We start from the raw sequence: 26,156 nt of genomic DNA, 5'->3' as shown, positions 1-26,156 counted from the left end.
TAGCAAAGCATTCATTGTAAATTTGAGATACATTGTCGGGGTGAACTTATAACATCTTCTGGAAGTTCTTATGAATTTATCTCTTCGTCCTTGGATTCTTGCCGCTGGTTTTCTAAGCTTTTCTGCCTTTGCCGAGCCTGGTGAGAATACCTATAAACAAGTTTGCGCTGCCTGTCATGGCTCTGGGGTCTTAAATGCGCCCAAGCTGGGTGATAAAGCGAAGTGGGCTCCTTTGATTGCTGAGGGGCAAACCACTCTGACAGCGCATGCTTATGTTGGTGTCCGGGGTATGCCTGCTAAGGGCGGTAATCCCAACCTCACAGTAGAGGGCTTCTCCGATGCTGTGGCATACATGGCTAATAAAGCGGGGGGGTAACTGGAAGACTCCCGATGCCAAAACTATAGCCGCAATTAACAAAGAGATTGAAGCACGTAAAGCTGGCTTGAATAAGAAGCCGTAATAAGAACCTATCAGCGTATGAATTTACAGCCACATCAGATAGAGATTATTGGCTATTGCGCTGCGTTTCTAACGACGATTGCTTTTCTTCCTCAGGCTATTCAATCCTGGCGTACCCGCGATCTTTCTGGGATCTCGGTAGGAATGTATAGCCTGTTTACCGCTGGGGTGGGTTTATGGCTTATTTATGGCCTCATGATTGAGACTTGGCCATTAATTCTGGCGAATGCCTTGACCTTTGCCCTGGCCTTAAGCATTTTGCTTCTTAAGCTGAATACCAAAGACAAAAAATGACCTTCCTTCAGGTAGTGTCATAATTAATTCACTAAATAATTAATAAAAAAATTAGACACCCTTTAGAAAGGCTATTCATGAGCACTACATACGTTATCGAGCCACCGATCGTCCCATCACTTCCAGTGGTGGGTGACACCCGTCGATTTGCTGTGAATCGCATCTATTGTGTTGGTCGTAACTATGCTGACCATGCACGCGAGATGGGCCATGATCCTGATCGTGAACCCCCATTCTTCTTTATGAAGCCAGCCAACTCGATCGTGACAGATGGTAAGGATATGCAATACCCCAATCTGTCGAACGATGTTCATCATGAAATTGAGATGGTTGTCGCTATTGGCAAGGGTGGCGCCAATATTTCTGCGGATAAAGCGCTAGAGCATGTGTATGGTTATGGCGTTGGTCTGGATATGACCCGTCGTGACCTGCAGGGCGAGGCTAAGAAAATGGGACGCCCTTGGGATACCGGCAAAGCCTTTGATCAATCTGCTCCTTGTGCGGCGCTTACTCCTGTCGCTCAGTTCGGACATCCGAGCAAGGGCACAGTGAAACTATTGGTCAATGGTGAAGTGCGCCAAGAGGGTGATCTCAACCAACTGATCTGGAATGTTCCAGACACCATTGCTTATCTCTCCACCTTATTTACTCTCGAACCAGGTGATTTAATTATGTCTGGTACACCTGCAGGTGTTGGCCCCGTCAAAAAGGGTGATGTACTTGAAGGTAGCGTCGAAGGACTTACTCCACTCAAAATCAAGATTGTTTAATTCAAACAATCGCCCATCAAAAACTACTTACCAAGACATATTGGCGGGCGTCCTTCAAGGAAGGCATTAACCCCTTCTTTGAAGTCGACGCTGTTGTAAGTTTCTCGCATCAGTTCGGTGCAGTTCGGTAAATTGCTTTCCATCAAACGTGCTAAGGTCACTTTGCTCGCTTTTTGAGTAATTGGTGCAAGTGCAGCTAATTTTTTGACCAAGGCTTCAGTCACCTCGGCAATCTCTTCTGGGGAAGTCGTTTGATAAAGGTAGCCTGAGTTCAATAACTCGGGCGCCTTAATGAGTTCCGCAGTCAATAGCATGCGTTTGACCATGGGCACACCTAAGTGATTGGCGATCCAGGATAGGTTGCTCAGCGACAAACAATTGCCTAAAGTTTTTGCTACAGGAATTCCAAAGCGCGCATCAGTAGTTGATATTCTGAAATCACAAGCAGTAGCAATCAATAAGCCACTACCAACCGCCAAGCCTTCGATGAGTGCAATGGTTGGAATAGGTAAGTGTTGTAAAGAATGAAAAATAGCATCCACTGCAACTTCATAAGCCTCATTTTCTCTCAGGTCAACAAATTGCTGAATGTCGCTACCCGACACAAATGCTTTGTCGCCAGCGCCTCTAAAAATAGCTACCCTGATCTCTGGCCTATTTGCTATGTCATCGCAAATTCGCTTAAGCTCTTCATACATCGGCCAGCTTAAGGCGTTGCGTGCTGAAGGATTATTGAAGGTAATGCGGGCGATGGAGCCATCAAGCTGGAAGTCGACGCAGGGCGGGGTGGAGTTCATGAGCTCATTCTATACAAAAGACCTTTTAAAGCATTTGTTTTTCAGGCAAGAACCCACCTGCGATAGAAGTCCTCTATGTATATGTTTCTACCTTTCCTGACAGCCCTGATCGTCTTGTCCTTGTTTGGTTTGAGAGGCGTCTGGCAGCTTTAGTGATGCTGGCTATTACCGTCGGTATCCTGATGTTTTGGTTCCGTGTTCATGCCACCAATCATCTCAATCTCAGTCTGTAAGGAAAATGACTAAGCATTCCTTTCCTTCTCTTGCGGCACTGGGCAATCAATTAGCCTTAGCTGGGATCATTGGCATGCTTTCTTATGCCTTTATTGATCAATTCTATTTTGGTGAGTTACCTTGCCCGCTGTGTTTAATGCAGCGTATGGGTTTTATCATCATCGGTTTTGCTTTGGTATTGAATATCCGCTGTGGTGCTCATTCTTCTCATTACGGTTGGGGAATTATTGGTGGTTTGGCGGGGATGATGGTGTCTTTACGCCAAGTGCTCTTGCATATCTTGCCGGGCGATAAAGGATTTGGAAAAACTTTCTTAGAGTTGCATTTTTATACTTGGGCTTATGTAGGCTACGTTGGTTTGTTAGCAGGTCTTGCGATTTTATTGATGCTGCCTAATCGTGATGTGCGCTCTCGCTCCTTATTTGCAACTGTTTTAGTGGTCACATTCATTCTTCTAGTCTTTGCTAATCTGGCAGCCACGCTACTTGAGTGCGGCATTGGACCTTGCGCTGATGATCTTGTTACATACGATGGATTAATGTGGTTGCGCTCGCGTCTTGGTATTTAAAAAATCGTAAGTTAATTTATGATGATTGCTTCTAAAGTGGTAAAGGCTCTAGCCGTTGCATTTGCTTGCCTGAGCGTTGCCAGCACCGCTCAATCTCAAACAGCTAAATCCAATACGGCTTGGCCTAAACAAGCGATTCGTATTGTGGTGACATTTACTCCTGGTGGAGCGCCTGATATTTTGGCGCGCGTGCTTGCGGAGAGTTGGCAACAAAGTCTAGGAGTGCCAGTCCTCGTAGAAAATCGTCCCGGCTATGGCGGCAATATTGGTGCTGACCTAGTGGCAAAGAGTGAGCCAGATGGCTACACACTCCTGATTGGGACGGTGGGTATCCATACTATCAATGGCGCTCTTTATGACAAGATGTCTTTTCATCCGATACATGATTTCACGCCGATTAGTTTTTTGGCGAGCACACCCAACGTATTGGTAGTGAATAAAAAATTGGGTGCGAGTAATCTGCACGAACTCATTGAGCTAGCTAAGGCCAAACCCAATGAACTCACTTTTGGTTCGTCTGGTGTCGGTACCTCTTTGCATATGTCCGGTGAGCTTTTTAAGGAAATGACTGGAGTACAGATTCGGCACATTCCGTATAAGGGAAGGGCGCAATCTTTACCCGACCTCATTAGCGGCCGGATTTCCATGCTCTTTGATAATCTATCCTCCTCACTTTCTTTGATTCAGGCAGGGGAAGTTCAGGCTTTGGGGGTCACCTCACTAAAACGCTCCCCAGCAGCTCCAGATATTCCGACGATGGCTGAGCAAGGCTTACCTGGATTTGAGGCAATATCATGGTTCTCGCTGATGGCGCCCGCAAATCTCCCGCCAGCACTGCAAAAACGCCTAAATACCTTAACTCGCCAAACCCTCAATCAAACTGAAGTTAAAAATAAACTGCTCGCAAGTGGGCTAAATCCCGCTCCTGGAAGTCCGCAAGAGCTATCTAAACTGATTCAATCTGAGACCAATAAATGGGGTAGAGTGGTTTATAAATCAGGCGCAAAATTAGAGTAGTGAATATCTCAAGGTAAGTAACAAATATTCGAATAAAAGCCCAATTCTTGTCAGCCTGGATTTTAGGTGAAGCGTTATAGTTATAGGTAGTAGGAGGCGACCAATTAATGGGGTCCACTATGAAAACAAGCCAAAAGCAATGCCAGTTAGTTGTGTCTAAAGCAGTTCTGACGCTCTTTGCAGCAGTGGGCCTACTGGCCCTTACTCCCCTAGTGGCTCAAGCGGGTAATGTTGGCTGGGCAGCCTCTGTTGGGGGTGGCTATGGTGGTGGATACGGCGGCGGTTGGCGCCCAGCAGCATACGGCCCAGGCTGGGGTGGTGGCTGGGGTCCCGGTTGGGTAGGCGGATATTACGGCCCTGGCTATGGTTATCCGTATGCTGGCTACTACGCTCCACCGGTGGTCTATGCAGCTCCACCTGTGGTGACTTATGCGGTTCCACAACAACCCATAGTGTTAGCTTCTCAGCCTCAGCCTCTAGTTTGGTACTACTGTGAAGCGAGCGGACAATATTTTCCTTATGTGCAAAGTTGCACATCCGGCTGGCAGACTCAGCCAGCAATGCCACCATCTGGGAATGCATCCACAAGACAGCCTATTCAAAATTAAAAGAATTTAACGATTTAATCGATTTAAGGAATCCATATGAAACGTGCCGTACTGACTTTGGCGATCATCAGCTCTTTAGCTGCCTGCGTCTCTGCACCAACTGGTCCAACCATCGCAATCATGCCACGTGAAGGTAAGCCATTTGAAGTCTTTCAACAAGAAGATCAGCAGTGTCGTGAGTTCGCTGCAAATGCTATTAAAGACACCAGTAATGCAGCGCTTAAAGAGGGTGCGACTAGTGCAGCTATTGGCGCTGCTTTAGGTGCAGCAGCGGGTGCGGTGATTCAGGGTGGTAGCAGTCAGAATATTGGCACTGGTGCAGGTATTGGTTTGCTCGGTGGTGCTGCGATGGGTGCCATGAATTCTTCTGGCAAGCAAAATCAGGCCCAAGTTCAATACAACATCGCCTATCAACAGTGTATGTATTCCAAAGGTAATCAGGTCCCTAGCTACCCAACTCAAAACTTTGGAGGCAGTGGCGGTAACAATAACGGTTACAACATTCCACAAGGTAAGCCATCAATGCCGCCAAATGGGTTCAAGCTAATTCAGTAAATTTTTTTACTGGAATTAAATCTCGACTAAACCTCAACCGGCGGATGCGTTTTCTCAAAGCGCGCCGCTGTTCTTCTAAAGAGGTAGAGCAATAGCAGTGCAGCCAATCCCAGACTCATGCTGTTGCCAGCCCAAAAACCATTAGCACCCTGCAAGAACTCGGGCGTGTTGCCAAACACATTAAAGCCCATCAAGTAGCCACCCCCAAGGCCTACGCCCCAAAGCGATCCTGCATAAATGACCATCGGCCAGAAGGCAATCCGATAGGCCCGCAGAATGAAGGCTGCTGTAATCTGCAGAGCATCAAAGACTTGATAAAAGGCGATAAACAAAAAGAGTGGAATGGAAAATAATTTCACTTCTTCTGGCGGGTCATATAACTCCAGAAGTTGCACTCTAAAAATCCAGACTGCGATACCAATCACAACGCATAAGCTAGTTGTGAAGAATACCGAAGACCATCCAATTTCCTCGGCACGTTCTTGCTTATCTGCGCCAATCGATTGAGATACCAAGGTCATTGTCGCAATCGATAGAGATAGTGGCACCATATAAATTACGGTCCCCATATTAGCCACAATTTGATGGCCAGCTAAAGCAGTGGTGCCTAGGCGCGCAATGAAGAGTGACATGAAAGTAAATGAAGTCACTTCAATTAAATAACTAAAGCCAATTGGCGCACCCAATTTCAGTAAAGTCCAGATGCGGTGCCAGTCAGGCCAGCTAAAGCGTGCAAAGATCTTAAATGGCTTGTAGAAACCATCAAAGAGTACAAAGCCCAGAGTGATGATGAGCCAGAACCAATTGATGATGACGGTAGCTACTGCGCAACCTGGACCACCCATACCTTCAATGCCCAGACCACCATAAATAAATAGCAGATTGAGTGGGAGCTTTAAGCCCAAACCAATCAGTTGCACGACAGTGATAACCGCTGGCCTAGAGACTGCATTGTGTAACGCCATGAGGACACGCATTGCCATGCTAGCCGGCAAGCCAATGGCAAGGATATTCAGATATAGCTTCGCTTTGCCTTCAATATCTGGTGTGACTTGAGAGATCTGCAGAAGAAGATCAACATTGAGCAGGATGGCGCCGCCTAATACAGTTAGACCTACTGCCAGCCAAGTGGCTTGACGCACTTCTTCTCCGATCTCACCAAGGCGCTTGGCGCCAAAGAGTTGCCCTGCTATTGGAGCAAGGGCAGAGATCACACCAGTCAGACCAACATAGATGCTGATAAAGATGGCGGATGCTATTGCAAGAGCAGCCAAGTCATCGGCGGAGTAGCGTGCAGTCATGGCGGTATCTAAAACACCAAAAGTAATGACTGCAAGCTGACCAATGAGCAGGGGGCCGGCGAGTTTTAGTAGGGAGGGGATATCCTCGCGCAAACGCGATAATTTAAAGTGCAACACGTTTTATTCTTTACCAGCAGGGGTAATTTGATAGAGGCGCAGACGCTCATCTCGGTCGGAGGCACGACGATCTTCCCAGAGTAATTCTATTTTCTTTTTATTGAGGCTGGCATATGCCTTTGCCTCTGAAGAGCTGTGTGTCAGCATGAGATTGCAGCTAGGGTCATCTCGAAGTGGAAGCTTGGTGAAGCAAGCAAACGAAGCTAACTGTGCAGGACCTAGATTGCTGGTATCGATACAACCTGGTGTGTTGGCAACTATTTGCAACAGGCGATCCGATACATTGCGATAGGTCTTGGCGTAGTTAATCGTTGGCAACCAAAGCGTCATCAATAAGACCCACATCAAGGTGGTGCCGGATGCAGAGATAATTAGGCAGCGCCAGATTTCTTTTGGAGCTCGAGATGTTCTCCAGCGAACGATGGCTAACCACACACCAGTAATGATCAGCGCGACAACAAAACTAAAGTAATCAAACTGTGCCTGAAAGTCCGGCAAGAGTCTTGCCAAATTAGCGGCAGTCGATTCTGGGAAGCCAGTCACTTTTGCTAGCCAAATAATCCAAATAGCTAAAGCAATCATGGTGAAGCTAAACATCGCAAGCCAATCGATAAAGCTAATGAGACTACGCTTGAGTATCGGCAGGCTAAATGCGGCAATGATCGACAGGCTCGGAATCAAAATGATCAGGTCATGCTCATTGGCTTCTAGTCTGAAGAGGGTATAAATCAAGCAACCAATAAATAAACTCAGCGGAATGCACAGATGGGGGGCACGCCATTGACCTGCCTCTTTGACTCGACCCCAGTGGGTGAGGGAGATGATGGCTAAGGGCCAAACTGGCCAGGCATAGGCCCAGAAGTTGATGCTCAAAAATCCAAGGGATTCAATGGAAGGTATTGCGCGCATCTCTGGCATATTGCGCCAGCCTTCTTCAGCGATATGGCGCCAATCAGGAGTGAGATTGCCTAAATACCAAAGCGCAGGCCAAATTGCAAAACCAATCAAGCCTAAAACTGTACTAGTTAAAGTCCAACGAAAACGTAGCTCTGCATTGCTCGCAATGACTGCAATGATGGTGGAGTTGACGATGATGAGGCTGAGTGTGAGATTGCTGGAGAGTGCAACGATCGCAATACCAAGGCCAGTCCATAAGCCACCTTGCCAGGGTTTATCCAAGCCACGCACAGTCCCGTATAAAACAATGCTGATACCCATCAGTTGAGCCATCATTGGCGTAGTCTCATGTGCACGTTGTGCAAGACCGACGCAGGCCAAGAAAATCAGCAGGACACCATCGGCCAAGGTCATGCCATAGTTTTTACGGCCAGGCTGACCGCCCACTGCTAAGACCATGGGCTGAACTTCTTGACGACGACCCAATAGGTAAGTCGCGTACCAAATCGCTAGTGCAGAAGCAAAAAAGCAAATGGCTGCATAAAGGCGCGCCGCATTGACAATACCAATCAGTGGACCAAAGAGATCCATGAGGGTGGCACCTAGCCAGTAGGGAAAGGGTGCGCCTAGAGAAACATCGCGCCCGGCAAGATGCGGAACGATCCAATCGAGTGCTTTGCCACTTTGTAAAGTCCACATGCCACCAAATCCGATGGCGTCTTCATTTTTCCAGGGGTCACGCGCAAAGAGGCCGGCAAAACCATAGACCAAAGTCAACGCAAAAATAATGATGCGTGGAATGGAAGTGGTGGCGGCGGCGGTGAGTTTGACCATATAAAACTAGTAATAATCGAGGCAGCAAACGCTGCCTCGATTATCTCGCAGGGGAGTGTAAATGCCCAACCCCTTTGTTGAGTAAGTTGATTACTTCTTCTTCGCTGGCTTTTCAGCAGCTTTAGCTTCTGCAGCAGCAGCTTTTTTCTCAGCTGTTTTAGCTGCGCCATCACCGGAAGCTTTAGCAACAGCTTTAGTACCGAATTTCTGACGGAATTTCTCAACACGACCGGCAGTATCCATAATCTTCTGGGTACCAGTGTAGAAAGGGTGTGACTCAGATGAAGTCTCGATCTTGGCTAATGGATATTCATTGCCATCTTCCCGCTTGATTGTCTCTTTAGTAGACATAGTGGAGCGAGTCTTGAAGCTGAAGTTATTAGAAACGTCTACAAAGACGATTTCACGATATTCGGGGTGAATGCCAGGTTTCATTATTAAGTCCTATTAGCAGGCAGCCGTTTTGGTCCAAAGACCCAAATACTTACCCAGTTAAATGCAAATTATTAAAGCGGTAAAAGCGAAATTATGCCATGAAATCAACAACAAAGCCCACTTTTACCGACTCTGAGAGCCTAAATTAGCCGCCCTTACGCATTAAATCGAAGAATTCACCGTTATTTTTAGTGGATTTGAGCTTATCAACAATAAAGTTCATCGCCTCAATATCATCCATATCGGCCAATAATTTACGTAAAACCCAGATTTTCTGGAGGTTTTCAGCTTTAACCAGCAACTCTTCACGGCGGGTGCCAGACTTGTTGAGGTTAATCGATGGGTAAACACGACGCTCAGCCAAACGACGCTCAAGGTGAACTTCCATATTGCCAGTACCTTTGAACTCTTCGTAGATGAGGTCATCCATACGGCTACCCGTTTCAATCAAGGCTGTAGCGATGATCGTGAGTGAGCCGCCTTCTTCTACGTTACGCGCTGCACCGAAGAAACGTTTTGGACGTTGTAATGCATTTGCATCCACACCACCAGAGAGAACTTTTCCGGATGAAGGGATGACAGTGTTGTAAGCACGAGCAAGACGGGTAATCGAGTCAAGCAAGATGATGACGTCTTTTTTCATCTCAACTAAACGCTTAGCCTTTTCAATCACCATCTCGGCAACTTGAACGTGACGAACAGCTGGCTCATCAAATGTAGAGGCAACCACTTCACCGCGAACAGAGCGCTGCATTTCAGTAACCTCTTCAGGACGCTCATCAACCAACAGCACGATCAAGATCGCATCTGGATTGTTCGCAGAAATCGCATGAGCAATGTGCTGCATCATTACGGTCTTACCAGATTTCGGTGAAGACACGATCAAGCCACGCTGGCCATAGCCAATCGGGGAGATCATATCGATAATGCGGCCAGTTAAATTCTCTTCAGCTTTGATGTCACGTTCTAATTGAACAACGCGATTTGGGTGCAAAGGCGTTAAGTTCTCGAACATGATGCGGTTCTTTAAAGCCTCAGGAGGCAAACCATTGATCTTATCGACCTTCACCAAGGCAAAGTAACGCTCGCCGTCTTTAGGGGTGCGAACCTCGCCTTCAACGCTGTCACCAGTGTGCAGGTTAAAGCGGCGGATCTGTGCAGGGGAGATATAGATATCGTCCGGAGAAGCCATATAAGAGGCATCAGGGGAGCGTAAGAAACCAAAGCCATCAGGTAACACTTCCAAAGTGCCGTCACCAAAAACAGATTCACCTTCCTTAGCCCGTTTCTTGAGGATGGCAAACATCAACTCTTGTTTGCGCATACGTTGCGTATTTTCAATCTCCAGGCTGGCTGCCATTTCAAGCAGGGCGGATACGTGGAGTACTTTTAGTTCAGATAATTGCATGTGGTTCTCGGGTGTAGATAAGGGTGTAAATGTGTTTTGGGGTATCGCTGTCTAGATGGACATCAGACAGATTGGGGAAAACAGAATTTGGGAGTATTTGCTAGAAAAAAGAGGGGAGAAAATTGCGGGGAATATTGCTGGGGTCTTGCTGAAAATCGGGGCACTGAAAGTGCGTTGAAATAGATACTACACTAAAAACAGCCAAAAACCACAGGCTCACCTAGTGAACCTGTGATCAAGGACTATTTACAGATGACTATCAATAAACGCAGTCAACTGGGATTTGGCCAGAGCGCCTACTTTTTGAGCAGCAACAGTGCCGTTCTTAAAGAGGATCAATGTAGGGATGCCGCGAATATTGAACTGGGCAGGAACGCCTTGGTTCTCATCCACGTTCATCTTAGCGATTTGGATCTTGTCGCCGTATTCACCAGCCAGCTCTTCAAGGATAGGGCCGATCATCTTGCAAGGACCACACCACTCAGCCCAGAAGTCGAGGAGAACAGGTTTATCGGACTTGAGAACGCCTTGCTCGAAAGAAGCGTCAGTTACATATTTGATGCCGGCACTCATGAAAATTCCTTAATTAGTCTTATTTAGTTTTATATAGTTATTGCGCTACAACGCTTATATTAGCAATAAGCCACACTTTCTGCCCAAATACTCAAAAATCAGCCCCAGAACCACCCTCAATGCCGCACCCATTCCCGACCCTAAACGCGCAACAGCAGCCCCATGCTTGGGCAATAGCGCCTAACGCCAGTGCTCTGAAGTCACTCGCCGAGGGTATTTGGAATTGTGCAGTGCAAACGAAGCAGCGCCCCCTAGTGGTTCTGAGTACTGCGGGCCCATTAATGGGGGTAAGGGCAGCTCTTGAGAAATATCGCCCTCAAGACCCGGATCCCCAGATTGCCTTTTTGCCGCAAGTGATGAGCTTTAGCGATTGGTTAGAAGCGGCACCAAGCGCCTGGAAGTTCCCTAAGAAGCAAACTGATCTAGAGCGTTGGTTATCTGTTTATATCAATTTACGTAAACACAAAATAGTGCAAAGCTGGTTTAAGGCGGAGAGTGAAGCTGGGGCTTGGGGCTTGGCACAGGCAGTGATTGATGCATGCGATTCGTTATCAGAAGCAGTTGTGCCACTGATGCAAAGTGAAATTAATGCCTTAGTACAAAATCAAACCCTCGATTCAGAGTTGTGGGTAAAACAAGTAGAAACGCTGTTGGATCAGGCGATCGCTAAAGCTTATGTCGGTTTATCTCGTAAGGTCGTTGATCAAGAATCAAATGTTTTGCTGGCCTTCTGGCGATTCCTTAGTAGCCCTGGTGATCCTGTCCTGCGTAAGCATTTCGCATTAGCCGCTCATCTGCAAACAGCCAGAACCAATCAAGCTGTGGCAAGACCGTTGATCTGGGTAGAGACAGCCGATCCTAAGCCAATTGATCAAGAGATGATGTCTCGGTATTTGCATGAGCACTCACAATTTGCGCCTGTAGTGAATATTGGGATGGGCTGGCATTCAGTGGCGCTGTGGTCTGAGGCATTAACTGGACAAGATGCTGAAGGAGAGCTTAAGCCAGCAGATAGCGAACAGCAGAGCCTGATTGATCGGAATATTCAAGCAAGCTTTCATGATGGATGGAAGTTGCTAGCAGCTCGGCGCTTTGAAGAGTTAGCTTGGGCGACGGCCAAATCGATTGAGGCGCATTTAATTGCAGGTAAGACCAATATTGCTTTAGTTGCGCAAGATCGTTTAGCTGCAAGAAGGGCGCGCGCATTGCTGTCACGCTTTGGCCCAAGTCTGCGTATTCGTGATGAGACTGGTTGGAAACTTTCAACTACCCGTGCCGCAGCATCGCTCAATAGTTGGTTGGAGTTGATTCGCTCACCAAAAGAGGGGCCGAGTGCAAGTACTTTGCTGGAGTTTTTGCAAAACCCATTTTTTGATATTGCTCATACCTTACAAAAGCCATCAGAGGCTTGTCTCAGTCCCATTGCTCAGCTTGAAGATATTTTGATTGCAAGCCAAGCAAAGTCAGGCTGGGACACCTTTCGGATTGCGATTGAGCGAGCTAATGCCTATTCATCATCGCGCGGCAGCGTCCCATATGAATCACTCTTAGAGTTGCTCACTGTATTGCAAAGACATCATGTGCAGTGGTTAGAGCTCAAACTTGATTGTGAAAATGCCTATCTACTCCTGCAATCCAATCTGCAAGAGATGGGTATGGCGCAGCAACTCGAAAAAGACTCCGCTGGTAAGCAATTGCTCGAAGTGCTCAAGACTTTTGATTTAGGTGAGGGAGCTTATCGGCAAGTTGCTATGCGTTTATCGGAGTGGCTAAGCTTACTGAAGACTGTAATTGAGGAGGCCTCCTACCAAGAGGTGGGTCAGCAAGCGCAAGCAACGCTGAGTATCTTGCCTCTGAGCTCAACACGCTTACGTGAGTTTGATGCTGTTGTCTTGGTGGGTTGCGATGAGCAACAGTTGCCAGCGTTTTCTGAGCCGCCATTATTTTTCTCGGATACGCTCAATCGCTTATTAAAAGCCTCAACCATTACAGCGCAATATATTCAGCAGGCTAGAGATCTATCGCAATTACTGATTTCCTGCCCACAAGTCGATTTGCTTTGGCAAAGTAAAAGCAAAAGTGGCGAACCTCTCAGGCCATCAGCCTGGATTAGTCGCTTGCGCACGCAACTGCCAGATTGGCCGATATTAGAGGCAAAGCCTGATACGCATTCAAGTCTGTCAGATCCACTGCAAGAAGCGGTCACAACCGTTAACCCGGATATTGCTTTGCCGATTAGCATGTCTCCTAGTGCTTACAAAGCATTGCGAGATTGTCCTTACCGTTACTACGTTCGTAGCATTTTGGGTTTACGTAGGGCTAAAGAATTCGAAGAAGGGTTTGATGCTTCATTGGCAGGGCAGGTTTTACATGCTTTACTCAAGAACTTCTTCCAGGCATTAAAAACAGAAGAGCAAAAAACCTATTCGAGCATTCATCGGAGTGAAGATGCTCGTCGTGAGTGGATGCAAGAGCATCTCATCAAGCATTCAGAGAAAGAATTTGAACGTTTGATTAAGGGTGATGCCAGAGTCACTGGTACTTTACGTGACTGGCAAAAACAAATTCCTAGCTTTGTAGATTGGCAGTTAAAGCGTGAGGCAGAGGGTTGGCAATATCACGATGCCGAGTTGTTAGTTGGATTCATGGTGATGCTGATTGATCCAGATGGTGTACAAAGAGAGGTTGAGATAGTGGGGCGTGCTGACCGCTTTGACGTGAACACTAATAGCTCTAGTGCCGCAGCAGTCATTGATTACAAGAACCAGGGCATTAACAAAATCAAGAAGCGGGCAGATCACCTTTTGAATGATCCCCAACTGCTTATCTATGCCCGCGCCGTCAATGAGAATGCCATTGCAGCGCATCTTCCAGGTCGTACCATCGAGCAAGCTGAGCGGGTGTCATTAAAAGCAGACCTCAAGAAAGCCGATGACAAAATTGTTAGAGCATATCCGGTGGAGCAGATGCCAGAGATGATGGAGCAATTTTCAGAGCAACTCAATGCGGATTTAGAAGTCTTATGGGCGCGCAAACCGATGAAGGCATTTGCACCGGATAGCGTTTGCCAGTATTGCGAAGCTAGGGGTATTTGCAGAAAGGGGATGTGGTGAGCGATAAGTTTGATTACGCCGTAGCCTGCAACCCAAGTAACTCGGTGATTGTTTCTGCTTGTGCGGGCAGTGGCAAGACCTGGCTTTTGGTTGCGCGCATGGTGCGACTATTGCTCGCTGGCGCTAAGCCTCAAGAGATCTTGGCGCTGACCTTTACCCGTAAAGCCGCTCAAGAAATGCGCGACCGCCTTTACGGATTGTTGGAGCAGTTTTCTCAAATGACGGATGAGCAACTCATTCATGAGCTCACGATCAGAGGATTGGATGATGCACAGGCTAAGCAGTTACTACCGCAAGCAAGGAAGCTCTATCTCAAAGCATTAATGAGCCCCCAATCAATTGTGATTGATACCTTCCACGGATGGTTCGGCAAACTGCTTGGAGCGGCGCCAATCTCCGCAGAAGTTCAGCCTGGATTTAATCTTCGTGAGGATGCTAAGCGTTTGCAGGAAGAGTGCATGCAAGATTGGTGGGGGGATTTACCTGCTGATCTTAAAAAACACTATGACGTTTTACTCAAAGAGTTTGGTGCTTTTGAGACCGATAAATTCTTGATGGGTAATTACAGCCTCTTTAAGCAAAGAGGTGCATGGACATTCTTCTTGGCTTCTTGCAAGGCTAATGGTATTAATCCGATCGACGCTTTAGCGCAATGCTTGCCGAATCTATCTTTACCAAACCCGCTAGAAGAATTTTGGCGACGTCCTGGCACAAAAGAAGATTTACAGGTGATGCTCGATTGCTTTAGTAATGGCACGCCCACCCAAAAGGGGGATGCCCCATTTATACAAACCGTTATCAACCACTATGATGCTGGTGGCTCGGTAATGGAGATTGCGGATCAGTGGCAAAGCTATTTCTTGACTAAGGCCATGACACCGCTAAAAGATATTGTGACGATGTCTGCGCCCATGCAGAAGCATCTGGCTGCGACTGGTGGCGACCCGACGCAGATCACCTCCATTCGGAATGCTTGGGTAGATGCATATGAGGCATGGTCCCTCTGGAAAAATGATCAAGATGCTTATGCAATCAACGCTGCTTGGTTTGCTATGAGCGAAGCAATGCTAGGTCATATGCAAAAGGCAAAAGAATCAATGCGCGTGCGCGACTTCGATGATTTGGAGATTGGTGTGAGTCAGTTGATGGCTAACCCAGATAATGCCGCTTATCTTCAAGCAAGGCTGGATGCCAAGTACAGCCACATTCTGATTGATGAGTTTCAGGATACCAATCCACTGCAATGGCAGATTTTGCGTTCTTGGTTGGAGGGGTATGGACAAGATGGCTCTCGTCCAAGCGTCTTTATTGTTGGAGATCCCAAGCAATCAATATATCGCTTCCGCCGTGCCGACCCAAGGCTATTTACAAGCGCCAGAAAATTCTTGGAATCGTCTCTGCAAGCAAAGTATTTGGAGAAGAACACCACCCGCAGAAATGCTCATGCAATTAATGATGCAGTGAACGATATCTTTTTAACGGATGCAGTTCCATCAAGCTATGTATTTGCCAAACAAGATACTGACTGGAAAGCGCCATTGGAGGGTATTGCTGATCAGGAGTTTGCTGCTAAGGGAGAGGCGATGCTATTGCCGCTGATTGAGCGTGTAGAGCAGGATCAAGCTGAACGTACTGGTAGCGCTCTAGATAATCCCATTGAGGATTTGGGGCTCACTGTTGGCGTACAGCAGCGCTATTGGGAGGGTCAACAAGTAAGCCGTTTGATTCATCATATTCTGGCAACACGCCAAGTGATTGATAAAAAAGATGGCAAAGAGTATTGGCGCCCAGCAAGAGCTAGTGACTTTACATTGCTCGTCAAGCGCCGAGCCTACTTGTCGCAATTTGAGCGAGCGCTGCATGAAGCAGGCTTGGCTTACGACAGTTCTCGCTTGGGTGGCCTCCTGAATACTTTAGAGATCGATGACTTAATTGCTTTACTCACGGTCTTGGTATCGCCAAGACATGATTTACCCCTGGCGCAAGTGCTACGTAGCCCCATCTTTAACTTTACCGAGCAGCAAATGCAGGAACTCAGCAGTCATGTAGGCGATAGTTACAGTCAAAGCGAAAGCCAAGGTCAAACTAAATCATCTTGGTGGGATGCTTTGCAAAGCAGCTCTGTAGCAGAAGTTCAGAAGGCGGCGCGCTATTTAGAGCACTGGAGAAGTCTAGGAGAAGTATTGCCTGTACATGACCTGCTTGATCTCATTTATCAAGAGAGTAATTTGCGAGTGAGTTATGCAGTAGCCTCTCAAAATCTAGCGCGCGCTCAGGTGTTAGCTAATTTAGATGCTTTCTTGGAGCTCGCCTTAAATCAAGACGGTGGTCGCTATCCGAGTTTGAGTCGCTTTATCGAGCAGATTAATGCCATGCGCCGGGGCGATGATGACGAGACTCCGGATGAGGGCGATGTAGAGGCTGAGGCTGATGATGATATTGGTGAAGTAGATCTCGATAGCGAGATGTCTGAAGAGGATCAGCACAAGCGCGTGCGCCTCATGACTATCCATGGGGCTAAGGGGCTAGAGGCACCATTTGTCATCATGCTCGATGTCAACCATACAGAGTGGAAGGCGCCGCATCGTGGCGTACTCATGGATTGGTCTCCGGATGAGGCTAGCCCAAGTCATCTTTCCCTGTATACCGCAAAGTCTTTGACGGAGAAGCGTGCAGCAATCTACGAAAAAGAGAATGAAGTTAGTCAGAATGAAAATTGGAACGTCCTATACGTTGCAATGACTCGCGCACAGCAAGGCTTATGGATTAGCGGCGTGCAATCACATATTAAAGATGGCATTAGTCAAAAATCTTGGTATGGCAGAGCGCTTGCGGCAGGTATGGAGACTCTGGATGCTACTCAGTTAGGCGAACTGCCACCTCAAGAGCGGGAGAAGGTGAATTCCAATGGTAGCGAGCCATTCCAGATAAATCATTTCCAATTGTCATGGGGTGCAGCTAAGCAATCTCATCAAGAAATAATTATCGATATTGAAAGTGGTGCATTAGCAATTGCTAAAAAAGCAAAAGAGCAGGCACATGCGGTAGAGCAACCCGATCCAGAAATTCTGGAAGAGGGCACGCATTTCCATCAATTACTAGAGTTCTTAACTCCGCATTCAGGTAACCAAACAGCAGCCCTAATGCCAAGCGAGCAAGAGCTCATGAATTGGCTCAGCATTGATCAAGGATATGCTCAAAAACTCATGGAGCGCGTGCAGCTTGTTATGGGGGCGCCCAAACTCAAGCCCTACCTCACGGACAATCAGTGGGTACAGGCTTGGAATGAGATTGACATCGCCGATAAGGAGGGCAAGAGCTACCGTATAGATCGCTTGGTAGAGTTTGATGACCACTTAGCCATCCTCGATTACAAGCTCACTATTCCAGAGGAGGGCAGCGTAGCTTATGAGAAGTATCGAGCCCAACTGAATAACTATAAAGAAGAACTCAGCAGGATTCGTCAAGACAAGCCTAATAAGGCGTTCTTAATTTCCGCTCAGGGCAAGATTAAAGAGGTGATTTAAGGGTGTTCTTAGGCGGCTATTTTTAATTTGCTTGAGATTAAAGTACCTGCACTCATTTTCTTCTCAACTACGGCGATTGATTTGGCTTCCTTTTTAATTTCACCTAATACTTGATTGATAAAAGTTTGCCAACCATCACCCTTGGATTTATAAAAATCTAAAACATCTTTATCAATTCTTAAGGTTACCTGTTCTTTCGTGCCGCGACCACGAACTATTCTGGGTCTGATTTTCTCCCACTCTTCATCAGTAAGTGGAAGGTTATCTGGATCTGACATCGCTGCTTTAGTAATCGCGGCATCTTCTGCGGCGCTATGTCTAATTAATTTTTTTTCATACAAGCCCATCTCGCGGTTATTTGCTTTTCTTAGGCTAATAATTCTTTTACCAATTTTTGGTTCAACATAAACTACGCAATACAGGCGTTGCTTTATGAGGGCTAGTGCTATGCACCTTTCCTCACCATAATTTTTTCTTTCATCAACCCAGCAAATGGCTGAATTCCAATCGAGCAGTCTCGCCTCCGAGAGAGATAAACCATGTTTTGCAATATTTGAATCATTTTTAGCCGAGTCATAAGATAATTTCATCGGAAATATTGTAGTTACGTTAAATCATATCAGCAATGAATTTATATAGCTACAAAAATTAAGGGAATAACGATGCCATTTGCCTGGTAGTTGTTTTAGTACTCAGTTGGGTGCCTGTGGGTAAAAGCGACAAAAGAGCCCTTCTATGAGAGTTTTTATATGAAATAAGTCTCGGGTATTGAAATACTGTATGGATATACAGTATATTAGAACCCATGGCACTTATCGCACTTCCACAAAGCTCCTCAGAAAGCACTCTGACCCAGGCCCCACAGGCCTTAGCTGCTCATGGCGCCTATGAGTTCAAGCTTCTGAGTCACCGTATTTCAGCGGGATTTCCGAGTCCAGCAGCGGATTATGCGGAGGAAGGTCTCGATTTAAACCACTATTTAGTCCAAAACAAACCAGCCACATTCATGTTCACCGTCAAGGGTGATTCGATGATGGGTGCGGGTATTTGTGACGGCGATAAGGTGGTGGTCGATAAAGCCCTCAAGCCAAAACATAAAGACATCGTGGTTGCCGTAGTGGATGACGAGTACACCATCAAGCGTCTCTATCAATTGTGCGGCAAAACAGAGCTTCAGCCAGAGAACCCCAATTACAAGCCGATTACCTTTAATGAGAACAGCGAACTCCAAATTTGGGGTGGTGCGTAAATACAGCCACGCCAGCGGTAGAAACGGGAGGTCCGCATAAACCAAACCGGCCAAACCAATCAACTCTTCGCACTCGTGGATGTGAATAACTTCTACGTCTCTTGCGAGCGTGTATTTGCCCCCAAGTTAGAAGATGTGCCAATGGTGGTGCTATCAAATAACGATGGTTGTGCCGTAGCTCGTAGTGCTGAAGTTAAAGCGCTGGGCGTGAAAATGGGTACACCCTGGTTTCAGATGAAAGACCTAGCTAAGCAACATGGCATTCAAGCTTATTCCTCCAACTACACCTTGTATAGTGATATGAGCGGTAGGGTGGTAGAAGTCTTAAGAAAGTTCACACCCAATTTAGAGGTCTACAGCATTGATGAGAGCTTTCTGCAGATCGAGACAGTGCTCAAGCAATATGCTGACCCAACTAGCTTAGGCCAAATCATCAAGCAAGATGTTAAAGACACTACAGGCTTGCCTGTATGTGTTGGTATCGGCGCTAGCAAAACTCTTGCTAAGTTAGCCAACCACTTGGCTAAAAAGAATCCTCAGTTTGCTGGCGTATGTGACATCAGCTCCATGTCCAAAGAAGCGCTTTACCAATGGATGGCAGAGACAGCGGTAGGTGAGGTGTGGGGTATTGGTGGCAAGACTGCCAAGAAACTTAAAGAGCTCAAGATCAACAGCGTGTTTGATCTGGTGCAAGTATCACCACAAGCCATGCGTCAACAGTTCGGTGTTGTGATTGAGCGCATTTGCTATGAGCTGCGTGGTGTATCTTGCTTGCAGCTCAAAGAAGTGGCCCCAGCTAAACAACAGATTATTTCTTCAAGAAGTTTTGGTAAGCCAGCAACTTCAATGGAAGAGTTGGCTGAGTCTGTAGCCACCCATGCTGCCAGAGGTGCCGAGAAACTCAGAAGCCAAAAGTCAGTCACGGGCGCGCTCACTATCTTTGTGCAAACCAACCCACATAAACCCTTTGAGCCACAGCACCATCAAAGCATCACAGTAGTGCTGAGTGATCCTAGTGATAACACCTTAACGCTCACAAGCGCCGCATTAAAAGGCTTAAAGCAAATCTATAAGACCGGCTTTAAGTACAAGAAAGCAGGCGTCATTCTCAATCTCCTGGCTGATAAACCCACGATGCAGCAATCACTATTTGATGACATGGAAGTCAAGGGTAAATCCGCTGGATTGATGAAAGCCATGGACTCGATCAACACCCGTTTTGGTAATGCCGCGATCAAAACCGCAGCATCTGGAACTAAACAAGACTGGCAAATGAGATCGGGCAACAGATCACCAAATTACACCACGCAGTGGGATGAGTTACCCGTAGCACGATAAACAAGTAACAAAGTCAACAGCAAGTAAAAGTAAATAAGGAGAAATTAAATGGAACTACTCAATAACTTCAACGGCATCACTCTCGCAATCATCATGATCTTGTCTTACTGCGCAGTACTGAAAAGCACAAAGCGCAACGAGCGTAGCAATACTCAAGTATTTAGCCGCAAGTATCAGTAAGGTAAGAGAAGTAGAAGTAAAGAAGAAGTAAAACAGAAGTAAATAAAAAACAGAACAAGCAGTAGCTGCCTAGAAGGGGAATAAGGAAATCACGGATTCCTTATTCCCTAGTAAAGGGAATTATTTTGCTTCAAGAGCTTTGCGCAAGAACTCCGATACATTATCTTGGCGTAGCATCCATTGCTTATAGTCAGATGGAACCATGCTGATCAACTCACCTTTGTGCTTGCCAAAAGGCATGACAGTTGGAATGCGAGCTTTCTCAGACATTTCCCATAAAGCATCTAAAGAAGATGGCTTCAGCTTCTCAATAATCTGCCCAAGAATCTTAGAGCAGATCCATACGTCAGCTAGCGCGCTATGTGCATCACGCAATTGCTCTCTAGCAGTCGATCTTTCAAAGTAATAGAGCAGGGCGCTTTGCGTATGGCTATTTAAGTCAGGCCAAAGGCTACGAGCAAGAGCAAGAGTGCAAATACGTTTTACTTCAGGCTTGCCAATGGCCTCCCAGTCAAAATCAACGCTATGACCAATGATGTATTTAGTGCCACCAGGTAATCTAAAAGAGCTGCTTGCAGGACAATTAACTAGCTCCTCATCCATGATGTGGTGAGTTGCTAAAGCGCCTAAGCTAATGGGCTTGCCTGGGTTATAGCGTTGCACCCAAGGATTACCAACAGCGAGGGGATTGATAGAGGTGACGTCTAAAGAAGCGGCCTCAATAATGACGGCATTGTTCTTATCGGTTGCTTCTACATCGAAAATAATGGCTTGGGGCATGAGGGCTTCTTTAAGTAACGTTTGGTTAGATGGCTATTGTGCCTTGATGAGTGCCTCAACATCCTTAATTAAAGATGCCGTGAGGTCGCGCAGCTCGTCAATGGTTGACTCTTCAATCTCCAGATAGCCTTCATACTCAGCCAAATTACGTTTTTGATGAACTGCATCAAAAACTCGCCATTGATTAGTGGGCCAGCCTAGCGTTTTACCGAGACATTGAAATACCATGAATCGATTTTCACTTCTATACCCATGCCAGCGCAGGGCAGCAAGTGCCGCACCATGGGCGGCATTGTAGGCAGACGTAAATCGACCCTCTATAGATACCTCCGCGATCCCCGAGTCTAGTAAACGTCTATGGGAAATCTCAAGCATTCTAATTACTTCAATTTCTTCGGAAGGCTCAGATTTAAGTTGACCAATTTTGACTAAATTATCTAAATTTTGATTAGTCAATTAAGGCACCATACACTGAGATGGTAGGCAGTCCTAATACTTTATTCACAAATGAATTTCGCTCTGCGTGACGATTCTCAAACTCTTTTGGTGTGTAGCAGGTGGGATTAATTTTTCGTCCTAACTTATGTTCAACTGGGGTGAGTAGATCCAGTATTTTACTAAGACGTAAATTCTTTCCGACTAAAAGAAGGTCAATGTCACTACTTGCTGTGTCGGTATTTTTAGCAATTGAACCGTAGATTAATGCGTATTGTAAATCTTGATGCAATGGTAATAAAGCAACATTGATTTCGTGATCAATACCCAATGTCTTTTTTACAAGACTATGAAGCTCTTTATAGATAGGTGAGTTTTGATTGGCCTTAAAAATTCTTAAGTTTCCAAGCTTTGTTGAGCTGATAATCCCACTTTCTGAAAGTCTGTTTAGCTCTCTCTGTAGTGATGCGCTACTCAACTTAGTCAGGCGCAATAATTCACTTAAATGAAATTCTCGTTCTGGATGGCCAAAGATCCAGCCTAAGACTAGGCTTTGACTGGGTGAGAAAAGAGCGCTTGATAGTGACATTACTAAATAATAGCATGATTGTGCTAAATAATAGTAAGATCCAATAAAAATAGGCAGCAGACATGCATAAAATTTATTAGGGAAGGTGAATGAGCCTGCAACTTGTCTGTAATCATTAAGTCATTGATCATTCATGCAAATTTTTCAGCGGATGGCACTTCGAATGGTTCTAGGACGGCTGTTTCCTACACCCAAATCATCCTCAATCCCTGTTCTTTGACTTCTCAAACCTCTACGCTGAATCTTTCTGACTACCGTGGGAATAGGAATGCACCTAGCTATTGAATGTAGGCATAAGCAACTACGATTGTTTAGATTGGTAATGGATTCCCGGGTAGTGCTCGTTTTGCTGATTATTTGGATGATTTGGGGAATCTTCAGGGTCTTAAAGATCCTGTAATTTGGCTAAATCTAGCTTGGGGAAGGTGGACGAGCCCGACCCCCGGCACTGACAGAATTGGGTTTGGCTGCTTCGTTCCCGACCTGACCAGGTTATCCAAACCGCCATGCGGGGAGGCCCGTCCAATTCTATTTTAGCTTGTTAGAATGTAATACATGACAGCATTAGCTTTAGCCCGTTCGTGGCGCCCTAAAACTTTCTCCCAATTGGTAGGACAAGACCATGTGGTTAAGGCATTAACCCATGCTTTAGACCAGGGTCGACTACACCACGCCTGGCTCTTTACCGGCACTCGTGGGGTCGGAAAGACCACAATCGCCCGAATTATGGCCAAAGCCCTCAATTGCACCGGGGAAGATGGCCAAGGTCGCATGACCTCAGAACCCTGCGGAAAATGCCCAGCCTGCCTAGAAATCGATGCTGGTCGCTTTGTTGACTATATCGAGATGGATGCTGCGAGTAATCGCGGGGTAGGCGATATTGCAGCTCTATTAGAGAAGGCAGCCTACGCTCCCAGTAATGCGCGTTACAAGGTCTACATGATTGACGAGGTGCATATGCTCACCAATCATGCCTTTAATGCCATGCTCAAGACACTCGAAGAGCCGCCTGAACATGTGAAGTTCATACTTGCAACTACTGATCCACAAAAGATTCCAGTAACGATTCTGTCGCGTTGCTTACAGTTCAATCTCAAGCAAATGCCAGTGCCGCTCATCGTTGAGCATTTGGAAAAAGTACTCGCTGCAGAAAATGTTGATTGCGAAACCAACGCACTCCGTGTTTTGGCAAAAGCAGCCCAAGGCTCCATGCGTGACGCCTTATCACTCACAGATCAAGCCATCGCATACGCTGCTGGCAAGGTATCTGAAGAAGCAGTGCGCGGCATGCTTGGCATACTCGATGATGCTTATCTCATTCGTATTCTGGATGTCTTGATTGCAAAAGATGGAGCGACATTGCTAGCTATCTCAAATGAGATGGGTGAGCGCAGTATGTCTTTCTCATTAGCACTTGCTGATCTATCCAGCCTCATTCAGAAAATTGCTGCCGCACAAATTGTTCCAGAATCTGTTTTGGAAGACTGGCCTGAAGCAGCAGAAATTCGTCGCTTAGCCAGTGCACTGACAAAAGAAGAAGCGCAACTCTTCTACCAAATTAGCATTACTAGCCGTTCAGATTTATCACTAGCTCCAGATGAGCAAACTGGCTTTGCCATGACGCTCCTGCGCATGCTGGCCTTTCGTCCCGGAAACGAAACTCCAGGCAGGGCAGGGAACTTCGCACCGCCAGTAGCAAGCGCGCCAAGACCAGCGGCACCAGCAAATCAAACTGCTGCGCCAGTAAGCTCAGCGCCTGCAGCATCTGCTCCAGCACCTATGGCAGCTAGACCTGCCGCTTCAGCTCCTCCAGCTCCTGCGCCAGCGGCCACTGCATCTGCAGCCAATCGTCCAGACTGGCATGCCTTGATGCGTCAGTTGCCGGTTAAAGGTTTGGTTCAGCAGTTTGCGTTTCAGACAGAGTTGCAAGATTGGGAAGATTCACCAGCAGGCTTGCGTGCTACGGTTGTGACGCCGATGCCGCAACTAGCGTCAGAAGCTTCTGTTGGCCGTTTGGCAGATGCATTAAGCGCGCACTTTGGTAAACCGATCAAAGTGTTAATCGAGAAGGGTGAAGTTGAAGGCAAGACAGTAGCTAAAGTCGATGCGCAGATTCATCAAGAGAAAAGACAAAACGCAGAGCAGATGATTGCTCAAGATCCATTTATTCAGCAATTAGAAAAAGAGTTTGGAGCCAAAGTAGTTGGTGGCTCTGTTAAGCCTCTGTGACTCTTTGATTGCAAGATTTAACAATTATTAGATACAAGGAAATAAAGCGATGATGAAAGGTGGCCTTGCTGGTTTGATGAAACAGGCCCAGCAGATGCAAGAGAAGATGAAAGTAGCGCAAGAGCAATTGGCTGCGCTAGAAGTCACTGGCCAAGCTGCTGGTGGTTTAGTTAAAGTCACCATCTCTGGCAAACACGAAATGAAGCGTGTGCAGATTGATCCAAGTGCAATGGATGATCGCGAAATGCTCGAAGACTTATTGGTTACTGCCTATACGGAAGCATTTAAACAAGTAGAAGCAGCTAGCTCACAAGTGATGTCTGGTGCTACTGCTGGTATGCCAATGCCCCCTGGCTTTAAGTTGCCATTTTAATCATTAATAAAAAACTGTTCATTTAATGGCACGTCAAGAAGCTCCACAAGATGCTCTCGGTCGTTTGATTGAGGCATTGCGTGTATTGCCTGGAGTGGGGCCAAAGTCAGCGCAACGTATGGCTTTCTATCTACTGCAACATGATCGCAATGGTGCAGCTGTATTGGCTCAGTCATTGGGTGAGGCAGTTGAGACTGTAGGGCACTGCGCCCGTTGTAATACCTTCTCCGAAACCCAAATTTGCGCAACTTGTAATGATGATTGTCGTGATCCATCTTTGCTGTGCATTGTGGAAACGCCAGCTGATCAAGTAATGGTCGAGCAGACATTAAGTTTCAAAGGTAATTACTTTGTATTAATGGGCCGCATCTCACCATTGGATGGCATGGGGCCAAATGAAATTCATTTCGATCGATTACTCAATCGCATTGAAACTTCCGACACTGGAGTGCCAGTTAGAGAAGTTGTTCTTGCAACGAATTTCACGAGTGAAGGTGAGGCCACGGCCCATTACATTGGTGAAGTACTCAAATCCAAAGGTATCAAAGTCACCAGAATCGCCAGAGGTATTCCGGTAGGTGGTGAGCTTGAGTATGTGGATGCAGGCACATTAGCTAGAGCGCTAATGGATCGCCGAACAGTAGGGTAGTTTTCTAAAAACCCTTTCGCTCGTGGCGTTGAATTCAGGGCGCTGCCTCAATAAAATATCCCCCCTGTAGCTTGCTTTAAAGATACTCTTTTATCTTGGCATCTTCCCCACCCAAATCTTTTAACTAAACAATTGTCTTCACTGTAACTCCTATAAATTCGTCATAATTGCTATATTTGTATAGCAATGACTAGGAGGCTATATGCTGGCAATACGATTACCCAAGGAAATTGAATTGAGACTTGATAATTTGGCCAAAGCAACTGGTAGAACGAAAACCTTTTATGCTCGTGAAGCGATTCTTGCTTACATGGAAGATTTGGAAGACGTATATCTAGCAGATAAGACTATGAAGGCGTTAAAAAGTGGCAAAGTAAAAGCCATTCCATTAGACCAAGTGGAGCGGAATCTTGGCTTGGCTGATTGAGTTTGCACCATCAGCAGAAAAACAATTAAGAAAATTTGATCCAAAGGTAGCGAAAAGAATTCTTTAGTTTTGCAGGGAGAGGCTTGCTGTTCAAGCTGACCCAAGAATTCTGGGAGAGGCTTTAAAAGGTAGTGAGTATGGAGACTACTGGCGCTATCGGGTCGGCGACTATCGAATTATTGCCTCTATTAAAGATTCAGAGATCAGCATTCTCGTCGTGAGTGTTGGCGATCGAAAGTACATCCACAAATAATGGCTAAAGTAATTGTGTTGTCTCAGGGTCTAACGATGGAAACCCCTATCTTTCAGGTTTCATGCTGAATTCTAGGGATTTCACGTAATTCAGATTAATTATCATCTTTAGAATCAATAAGTTAAGAATTCATAATTCATGGACAT

At 46.3% G+C, this 26,156-nt stretch carries 27 protein-coding genes, 1 other RNA gene and 1 pseudogene; 18 read left to right on the top strand and 11 right to left on the bottom strand.

What is annotated here, in order from left to right; genetic code table 11:
• Nucleotides 1-70: 70 nt before the first annotated feature.
• The 3 genes from DXE44_RS05490 to DXE44_RS05480 all read left to right on the top strand — a co-directional run bounded on the left by DXE44_RS05490 (nucleotide 71) and on the right by DXE44_RS05480 (nucleotide 1,524).
• Nucleotides 71-376, top strand: a complete 306-nt coding sequence (locus DXE44_RS05490; protein WP_197712851.1) for a c-type cytochrome — start codon at nucleotides 71-73, stop codon at nucleotides 374-376.
• 102 nt (nucleotides 377-478) lie between these two features.
• A complete protein-coding gene (locus DXE44_RS05485) occupies nucleotides 479-754 on the top strand; it encodes a SemiSWEET transporter (protein ID WP_114653329.1) in 276 nt (91 codons plus the stop codon).
• Between the two features lie 77 nt (nucleotides 755-831).
• Complete coding sequence (locus DXE44_RS05480; protein WP_114653327.1) at nucleotides 832-1,524, top strand: fumarylacetoacetate hydrolase family protein; 693 nt, start codon at nucleotides 832-834, stop codon at nucleotides 1,522-1,524.
• A gap of 23 nt (nucleotides 1,525-1,547) precedes the next feature.
• Here DXE44_RS05480 and DXE44_RS05475 read toward each other — a convergent pair whose 3' ends face one another.
• Nucleotides 1,548-2,321 carry an enoyl-CoA hydratase/isomerase family protein gene (locus DXE44_RS05475; RefSeq protein WP_114653325.1) on the bottom strand — a complete coding sequence of 258 codons (774 nt, stop codon included), beginning with the start codon at nucleotides 2,319-2,321 and terminating at the stop codon, nucleotides 1,548-1,550.
• 32 nt (nucleotides 2,322-2,353) lie between these two features.
• On the opposite strand from DXE44_RS05475, the gene DXE44_RS11405 reads away from it, so the two are divergent.
• The 5 genes from DXE44_RS11405 (at nucleotide 2,354) to DXE44_RS05460 (ending at nucleotide 5,303) form a co-directional block, all read left to right on the top strand.
• Nucleotides 2,354-2,554, top strand: a complete 201-nt coding sequence (locus DXE44_RS11405) for a DUF5993 family protein (protein ID WP_415065533.1) — start codon at nucleotides 2,354-2,356, stop codon at nucleotides 2,552-2,554.
• Nucleotides 2,555-2,559: 5 nt separating this feature from the next.
• A complete protein-coding gene (locus tag DXE44_RS05470; RefSeq protein WP_114653323.1) occupies nucleotides 2,560-3,123 on the top strand; it encodes a disulfide bond formation protein B in 564 nt (187 codons plus the stop codon).
• A 21-nt stretch (nucleotides 3,124-3,144) separates the two neighbouring features.
• A complete protein-coding gene (locus tag DXE44_RS05465; RefSeq protein WP_231970591.1) occupies nucleotides 3,145-4,140 on the top strand; it encodes a Bug family tripartite tricarboxylate transporter substrate binding protein in 996 nt (331 codons plus the stop codon).
• 119 nt (nucleotides 4,141-4,259) lie between these two features.
• Nucleotides 4,260-4,748 (top strand): hypothetical protein, encoded by a 489-nt coding sequence (locus tag DXE44_RS10090; RefSeq protein WP_162785886.1) that lies wholly within the window; start codon nucleotides 4,260-4,262, stop codon nucleotides 4,746-4,748.
• Nucleotides 4,749-4,784: 36 nt separating this feature from the next.
• Nucleotides 4,785-5,303: a hypothetical protein gene (locus tag DXE44_RS05460; RefSeq protein WP_197712850.1), complete on the top strand. Its 519-nt coding sequence runs from the start codon at nucleotides 4,785-4,787 to the stop codon at nucleotides 5,301-5,303.
• A gap of 26 nt (nucleotides 5,304-5,329) precedes the next feature.
• Here DXE44_RS05460 and DXE44_RS05455 read toward each other — a convergent pair whose 3' ends face one another.
• From DXE44_RS05455 to trxA, 5 genes are all read right to left on the bottom strand, one after another.
• A complete protein-coding gene (locus DXE44_RS05455; protein WP_114653255.1) occupies nucleotides 5,330-6,721 on the bottom strand; it encodes an MATE family efflux transporter in 1,392 nt (463 codons plus the stop codon).
• A 3-nt stretch (nucleotides 6,722-6,724) separates the two neighbouring features.
• Nucleotides 6,725-8,452: an ArnT family glycosyltransferase gene (locus DXE44_RS05450; protein ID WP_114653253.1), complete on the bottom strand. Its 1,728-nt coding sequence runs from the start codon at nucleotides 8,450-8,452 to the stop codon at nucleotides 6,725-6,727.
• Nucleotides 8,453-8,542: 90 nt separating this feature from the next.
• The gene (locus tag DXE44_RS05445; RefSeq protein WP_114653251.1) at nucleotides 8,543-8,887 is read right to left on the bottom strand and encodes a type B 50S ribosomal protein L31; all 345 of its coding nucleotides are present in this window, start codon (nucleotides 8,885-8,887) and stop codon (nucleotides 8,543-8,545) included.
• 145 nt (nucleotides 8,888-9,032) lie between these two features.
• A complete protein-coding gene (rho, locus tag DXE44_RS05440) occupies nucleotides 9,033-10,295 on the bottom strand; it encodes a transcription termination factor Rho (protein WP_015421283.1) in 1,263 nt (420 codons plus the stop codon).
• Nucleotides 10,296-10,541: 246 nt separating this feature from the next.
• Nucleotides 10,542-10,868 (bottom strand): thioredoxin TrxA, encoded by a 327-nt coding sequence (trxA, locus tag DXE44_RS05435; RefSeq protein WP_114653249.1) that lies wholly within the window; start codon nucleotides 10,866-10,868, stop codon nucleotides 10,542-10,544.
• 119 nt (nucleotides 10,869-10,987) lie between these two features.
• On the opposite strand from trxA, the gene DXE44_RS05430 reads away from it, so the two are divergent.
• Together DXE44_RS05430 and DXE44_RS05425 are read left to right on the top strand one after the other, a co-directional pair.
• A complete protein-coding gene (locus DXE44_RS05430) occupies nucleotides 10,988-13,981 on the top strand; it encodes a PD-(D/E)XK nuclease family protein (RefSeq protein ID WP_114653247.1) in 2,994 nt (997 codons plus the stop codon).
• A complete protein-coding gene (locus tag DXE44_RS05425; protein ID WP_231970590.1) occupies nucleotides 13,978-17,508 on the top strand; it encodes a UvrD-helicase domain-containing protein in 3,531 nt (1,176 codons plus the stop codon). The genes DXE44_RS05430 and DXE44_RS05425 overlap by 4 nt, the downstream gene beginning before the upstream one ends.
• 8 nt (nucleotides 17,509-17,516) lie before the next feature.
• Here the strand turns inward: DXE44_RS05425 and DXE44_RS10670 are convergent, their stop codons facing one another.
• Nucleotides 17,517-18,098, bottom strand: coding sequence for a BrnT family toxin (locus DXE44_RS10670; protein WP_114653243.1), 582 nt, complete (start codon nucleotides 18,096-18,098; stop codon nucleotides 17,517-17,519).
• A gap of 215 nt (nucleotides 18,099-18,313) precedes the next feature.
• Between DXE44_RS10670 and DXE44_RS05415 the strand changes: the two genes are divergently transcribed.
• The 3 genes from DXE44_RS05415 to DXE44_RS11010 all read left to right on the top strand — a co-directional run bounded on the left by DXE44_RS05415 (nucleotide 18,314) and on the right by DXE44_RS11010 (nucleotide 20,275).
• Nucleotides 18,314-18,757 (top strand): LexA family protein, encoded by a 444-nt coding sequence (locus DXE44_RS05415; protein WP_197712849.1) that lies wholly within the window; start codon nucleotides 18,314-18,316, stop codon nucleotides 18,755-18,757.
• Between the two features lie 75 nt (nucleotides 18,758-18,832).
• A complete protein-coding gene (locus DXE44_RS05410; protein ID WP_269460673.1) occupies nucleotides 18,833-20,095 on the top strand; it encodes a Y-family DNA polymerase in 1,263 nt (420 codons plus the stop codon).
• 48 nt (nucleotides 20,096-20,143) lie between these two features.
• Complete coding sequence (locus DXE44_RS11010; protein WP_269460672.1) at nucleotides 20,144-20,275, top strand: hypothetical protein; 132 nt, start codon at nucleotides 20,144-20,146, stop codon at nucleotides 20,273-20,275.
• 120 nt (nucleotides 20,276-20,395) lie between these two features.
• On the opposite strand, the gene DXE44_RS05405 is transcribed toward DXE44_RS11010, so the two are convergent.
• The 4 genes from DXE44_RS05405 to ffs form a co-directional block, all read right to left on the bottom strand.
• Nucleotides 20,396-21,055 (bottom strand): putative quorum-sensing-regulated virulence factor, encoded by a 660-nt coding sequence (locus tag DXE44_RS05405; RefSeq protein ID WP_114653239.1) that lies wholly within the window; start codon nucleotides 21,053-21,055, stop codon nucleotides 20,396-20,398.
• 33 nt (nucleotides 21,056-21,088) lie between these two features.
• Nucleotides 21,089-21,511 (bottom strand): hypothetical protein, encoded by a 423-nt coding sequence (locus DXE44_RS05400; protein WP_114653237.1) that lies wholly within the window; start codon nucleotides 21,509-21,511, stop codon nucleotides 21,089-21,091.
• A complete protein-coding gene (locus DXE44_RS05395; RefSeq protein ID WP_114653235.1) occupies nucleotides 21,504-22,079 on the bottom strand; it encodes a nucleotidyltransferase domain-containing protein in 576 nt (191 codons plus the stop codon). The genes DXE44_RS05400 and DXE44_RS05395 overlap by 8 nt, the downstream gene beginning before the upstream one ends.
• A gap of 425 nt (nucleotides 22,080-22,504) precedes the next feature.
• Nucleotides 22,505-22,602: signal recognition particle sRNA small type (ffs, locus tag DXE44_RS05390), an RNA gene on the bottom strand.
• 32 nt (nucleotides 22,603-22,634) lie between these two features.
• Here ffs and dnaX point away from each other — a divergent pair.
• The 5 genes and pseudogenes from dnaX to DXE44_RS11190 form a co-directional block, all read left to right on the top strand.
• Nucleotides 22,635-24,308: a DNA polymerase III subunit gamma/tau gene (gene dnaX, locus DXE44_RS05385; protein ID WP_114653233.1), complete on the top strand. Its 1,674-nt coding sequence runs from the start codon at nucleotides 22,635-22,637 to the stop codon at nucleotides 24,306-24,308.
• Nucleotides 24,309-24,357: 49 nt separating this feature from the next.
• Complete coding sequence (locus DXE44_RS05380; RefSeq protein ID WP_114653231.1) at nucleotides 24,358-24,681, top strand: YbaB/EbfC family nucleoid-associated protein; 324 nt, start codon at nucleotides 24,358-24,360, stop codon at nucleotides 24,679-24,681.
• A gap of 25 nt (nucleotides 24,682-24,706) precedes the next feature.
• The gene (recR, locus tag DXE44_RS05375) at nucleotides 24,707-25,330 is read left to right on the top strand and encodes a recombination mediator RecR (RefSeq protein WP_114653229.1); all 624 of its coding nucleotides are present in this window, start codon (nucleotides 24,707-24,709) and stop codon (nucleotides 25,328-25,330) included.
• 202 nt (nucleotides 25,331-25,532) lie between these two features.
• Nucleotides 25,533-25,757 carry a type II toxin-antitoxin system RelB family antitoxin gene (relB, locus tag DXE44_RS05370; protein ID WP_114653227.1) on the top strand — a complete coding sequence of 75 codons (225 nt, stop codon included), beginning with the start codon at nucleotides 25,533-25,535 and terminating at the stop codon, nucleotides 25,755-25,757.
• Nucleotides 25,758-25,857: 100 nt separating this feature from the next.
• Nucleotides 25,858-26,010: pseudogene (locus DXE44_RS11190) on the top strand (type II toxin-antitoxin system RelE family toxin); the annotation flags it as partial.
• Between the last annotated feature and the right edge of the window lie 146 nt (nucleotides 26,011-26,156).

Origin of the sequence: Polynucleobacter necessarius (assembly GCF_900095175.1) — a bacterium.
Taxonomy (GTDB): Bacteria; Pseudomonadota; Gammaproteobacteria; order Burkholderiales; family Burkholderiaceae; genus Polynucleobacter; species Polynucleobacter necessarius_I.
Note: the sequence above shows the minus strand (reverse complement) of the source record. Positions and strands in the feature narration are given on the sequence as shown.

What these genes read in the sequence shown, in the direction of transcription:
- DXE44_RS05490 (WP_197712851.1), top strand. Translation starts at nt 71, where the DNA reads ATGAATTTATCTCTTCGTCCTTGGATTCTTGCCGCTGGTTTTCTAAGC.
- DXE44_RS05485 (WP_114653329.1), top strand. Translation starts at nt 479, where the DNA reads ATGAATTTACAGCCACATCAGATAGAGATTATTGGCTATTGCGCTGCG.
- DXE44_RS05480 (WP_114653327.1), top strand. Translation starts at nt 832, where the DNA reads ATGAGCACTACATACGTTATCGAGCCACCGATCGTCCCATCACTTCCA.
- DXE44_RS05475 (WP_114653325.1), bottom strand. Translation starts at nt 2,321, where the DNA reads ATGAACTCCACCCCGCCCTGCGTCGACTTCCAGCTTGATGGCTCCATC.
- DXE44_RS05470 (WP_114653323.1), top strand. Translation starts at nt 2,560, where the DNA reads ATGACTAAGCATTCCTTTCCTTCTCTTGCGGCACTGGGCAATCAATTA.
- DXE44_RS05465 (WP_231970591.1), top strand. Translation starts at nt 3,145, where the DNA reads ATGATTGCTTCTAAAGTGGTAAAGGCTCTAGCCGTTGCATTTGCTTGC.
- DXE44_RS10090 (WP_162785886.1), top strand. Translation starts at nt 4,260, where the DNA reads ATGAAAACAAGCCAAAAGCAATGCCAGTTAGTTGTGTCTAAAGCAGTT.
- DXE44_RS05460 (WP_197712850.1), top strand. Translation starts at nt 4,785, where the DNA reads ATGAAACGTGCCGTACTGACTTTGGCGATCATCAGCTCTTTAGCTGCC.
- DXE44_RS05450 (WP_114653253.1), bottom strand. Translation starts at nt 8,452, where the DNA reads ATGGTCAAACTCACCGCCGCCGCCACCACTTCCATTCCACGCATCATT.
- DXE44_RS05445 (WP_114653251.1), bottom strand. Translation starts at nt 8,887, where the DNA reads ATGAAACCTGGCATTCACCCCGAATATCGTGAAATCGTCTTTGTAGAC.
- rho (WP_015421283.1), bottom strand. Translation starts at nt 10,295, where the DNA reads ATGCAATTATCTGAACTAAAAGTACTCCACGTATCCGCCCTGCTTGAA.
- trxA (WP_114653249.1), bottom strand. Translation starts at nt 10,868, where the DNA reads ATGAGTGCCGGCATCAAATATGTAACTGACGCTTCTTTCGAGCAAGGC.
- DXE44_RS05430 (WP_114653247.1), top strand. Translation starts at nt 10,988, where the DNA reads ATGCCGCACCCATTCCCGACCCTAAACGCGCAACAGCAGCCCCATGCT.
- DXE44_RS10670 (WP_114653243.1), bottom strand. Translation starts at nt 18,098, where the DNA reads ATGAAATTATCTTATGACTCGGCTAAAAATGATTCAAATATTGCAAAA.
- DXE44_RS05415 (WP_197712849.1), top strand. Translation starts at nt 18,314, where the DNA reads ATGGCACTTATCGCACTTCCACAAAGCTCCTCAGAAAGCACTCTGACC.
- DXE44_RS11010 (WP_269460672.1), top strand. Translation starts at nt 20,144, where the DNA reads ATGGAACTACTCAATAACTTCAACGGCATCACTCTCGCAATCATCATG.
- DXE44_RS05405 (WP_114653239.1), bottom strand. Translation starts at nt 21,055, where the DNA reads ATGCCCCAAGCCATTATTTTCGATGTAGAAGCAACCGATAAGAACAAT.
- DXE44_RS05395 (WP_114653235.1), bottom strand. Translation starts at nt 22,079, where the DNA reads ATGTCACTATCAAGCGCTCTTTTCTCACCCAGTCAAAGCCTAGTCTTA.
- dnaX (WP_114653233.1), top strand. Translation starts at nt 22,635, where the DNA reads ATGACAGCATTAGCTTTAGCCCGTTCGTGGCGCCCTAAAACTTTCTCC.
- DXE44_RS05380 (WP_114653231.1), top strand. Translation starts at nt 24,358, where the DNA reads ATGATGAAAGGTGGCCTTGCTGGTTTGATGAAACAGGCCCAGCAGATG.
- recR (WP_114653229.1), top strand. Translation starts at nt 24,707, where the DNA reads ATGGCACGTCAAGAAGCTCCACAAGATGCTCTCGGTCGTTTGATTGAG.
- relB (WP_114653227.1), top strand. Translation starts at nt 25,533, where the DNA reads ATGCTGGCAATACGATTACCCAAGGAAATTGAATTGAGACTTGATAAT.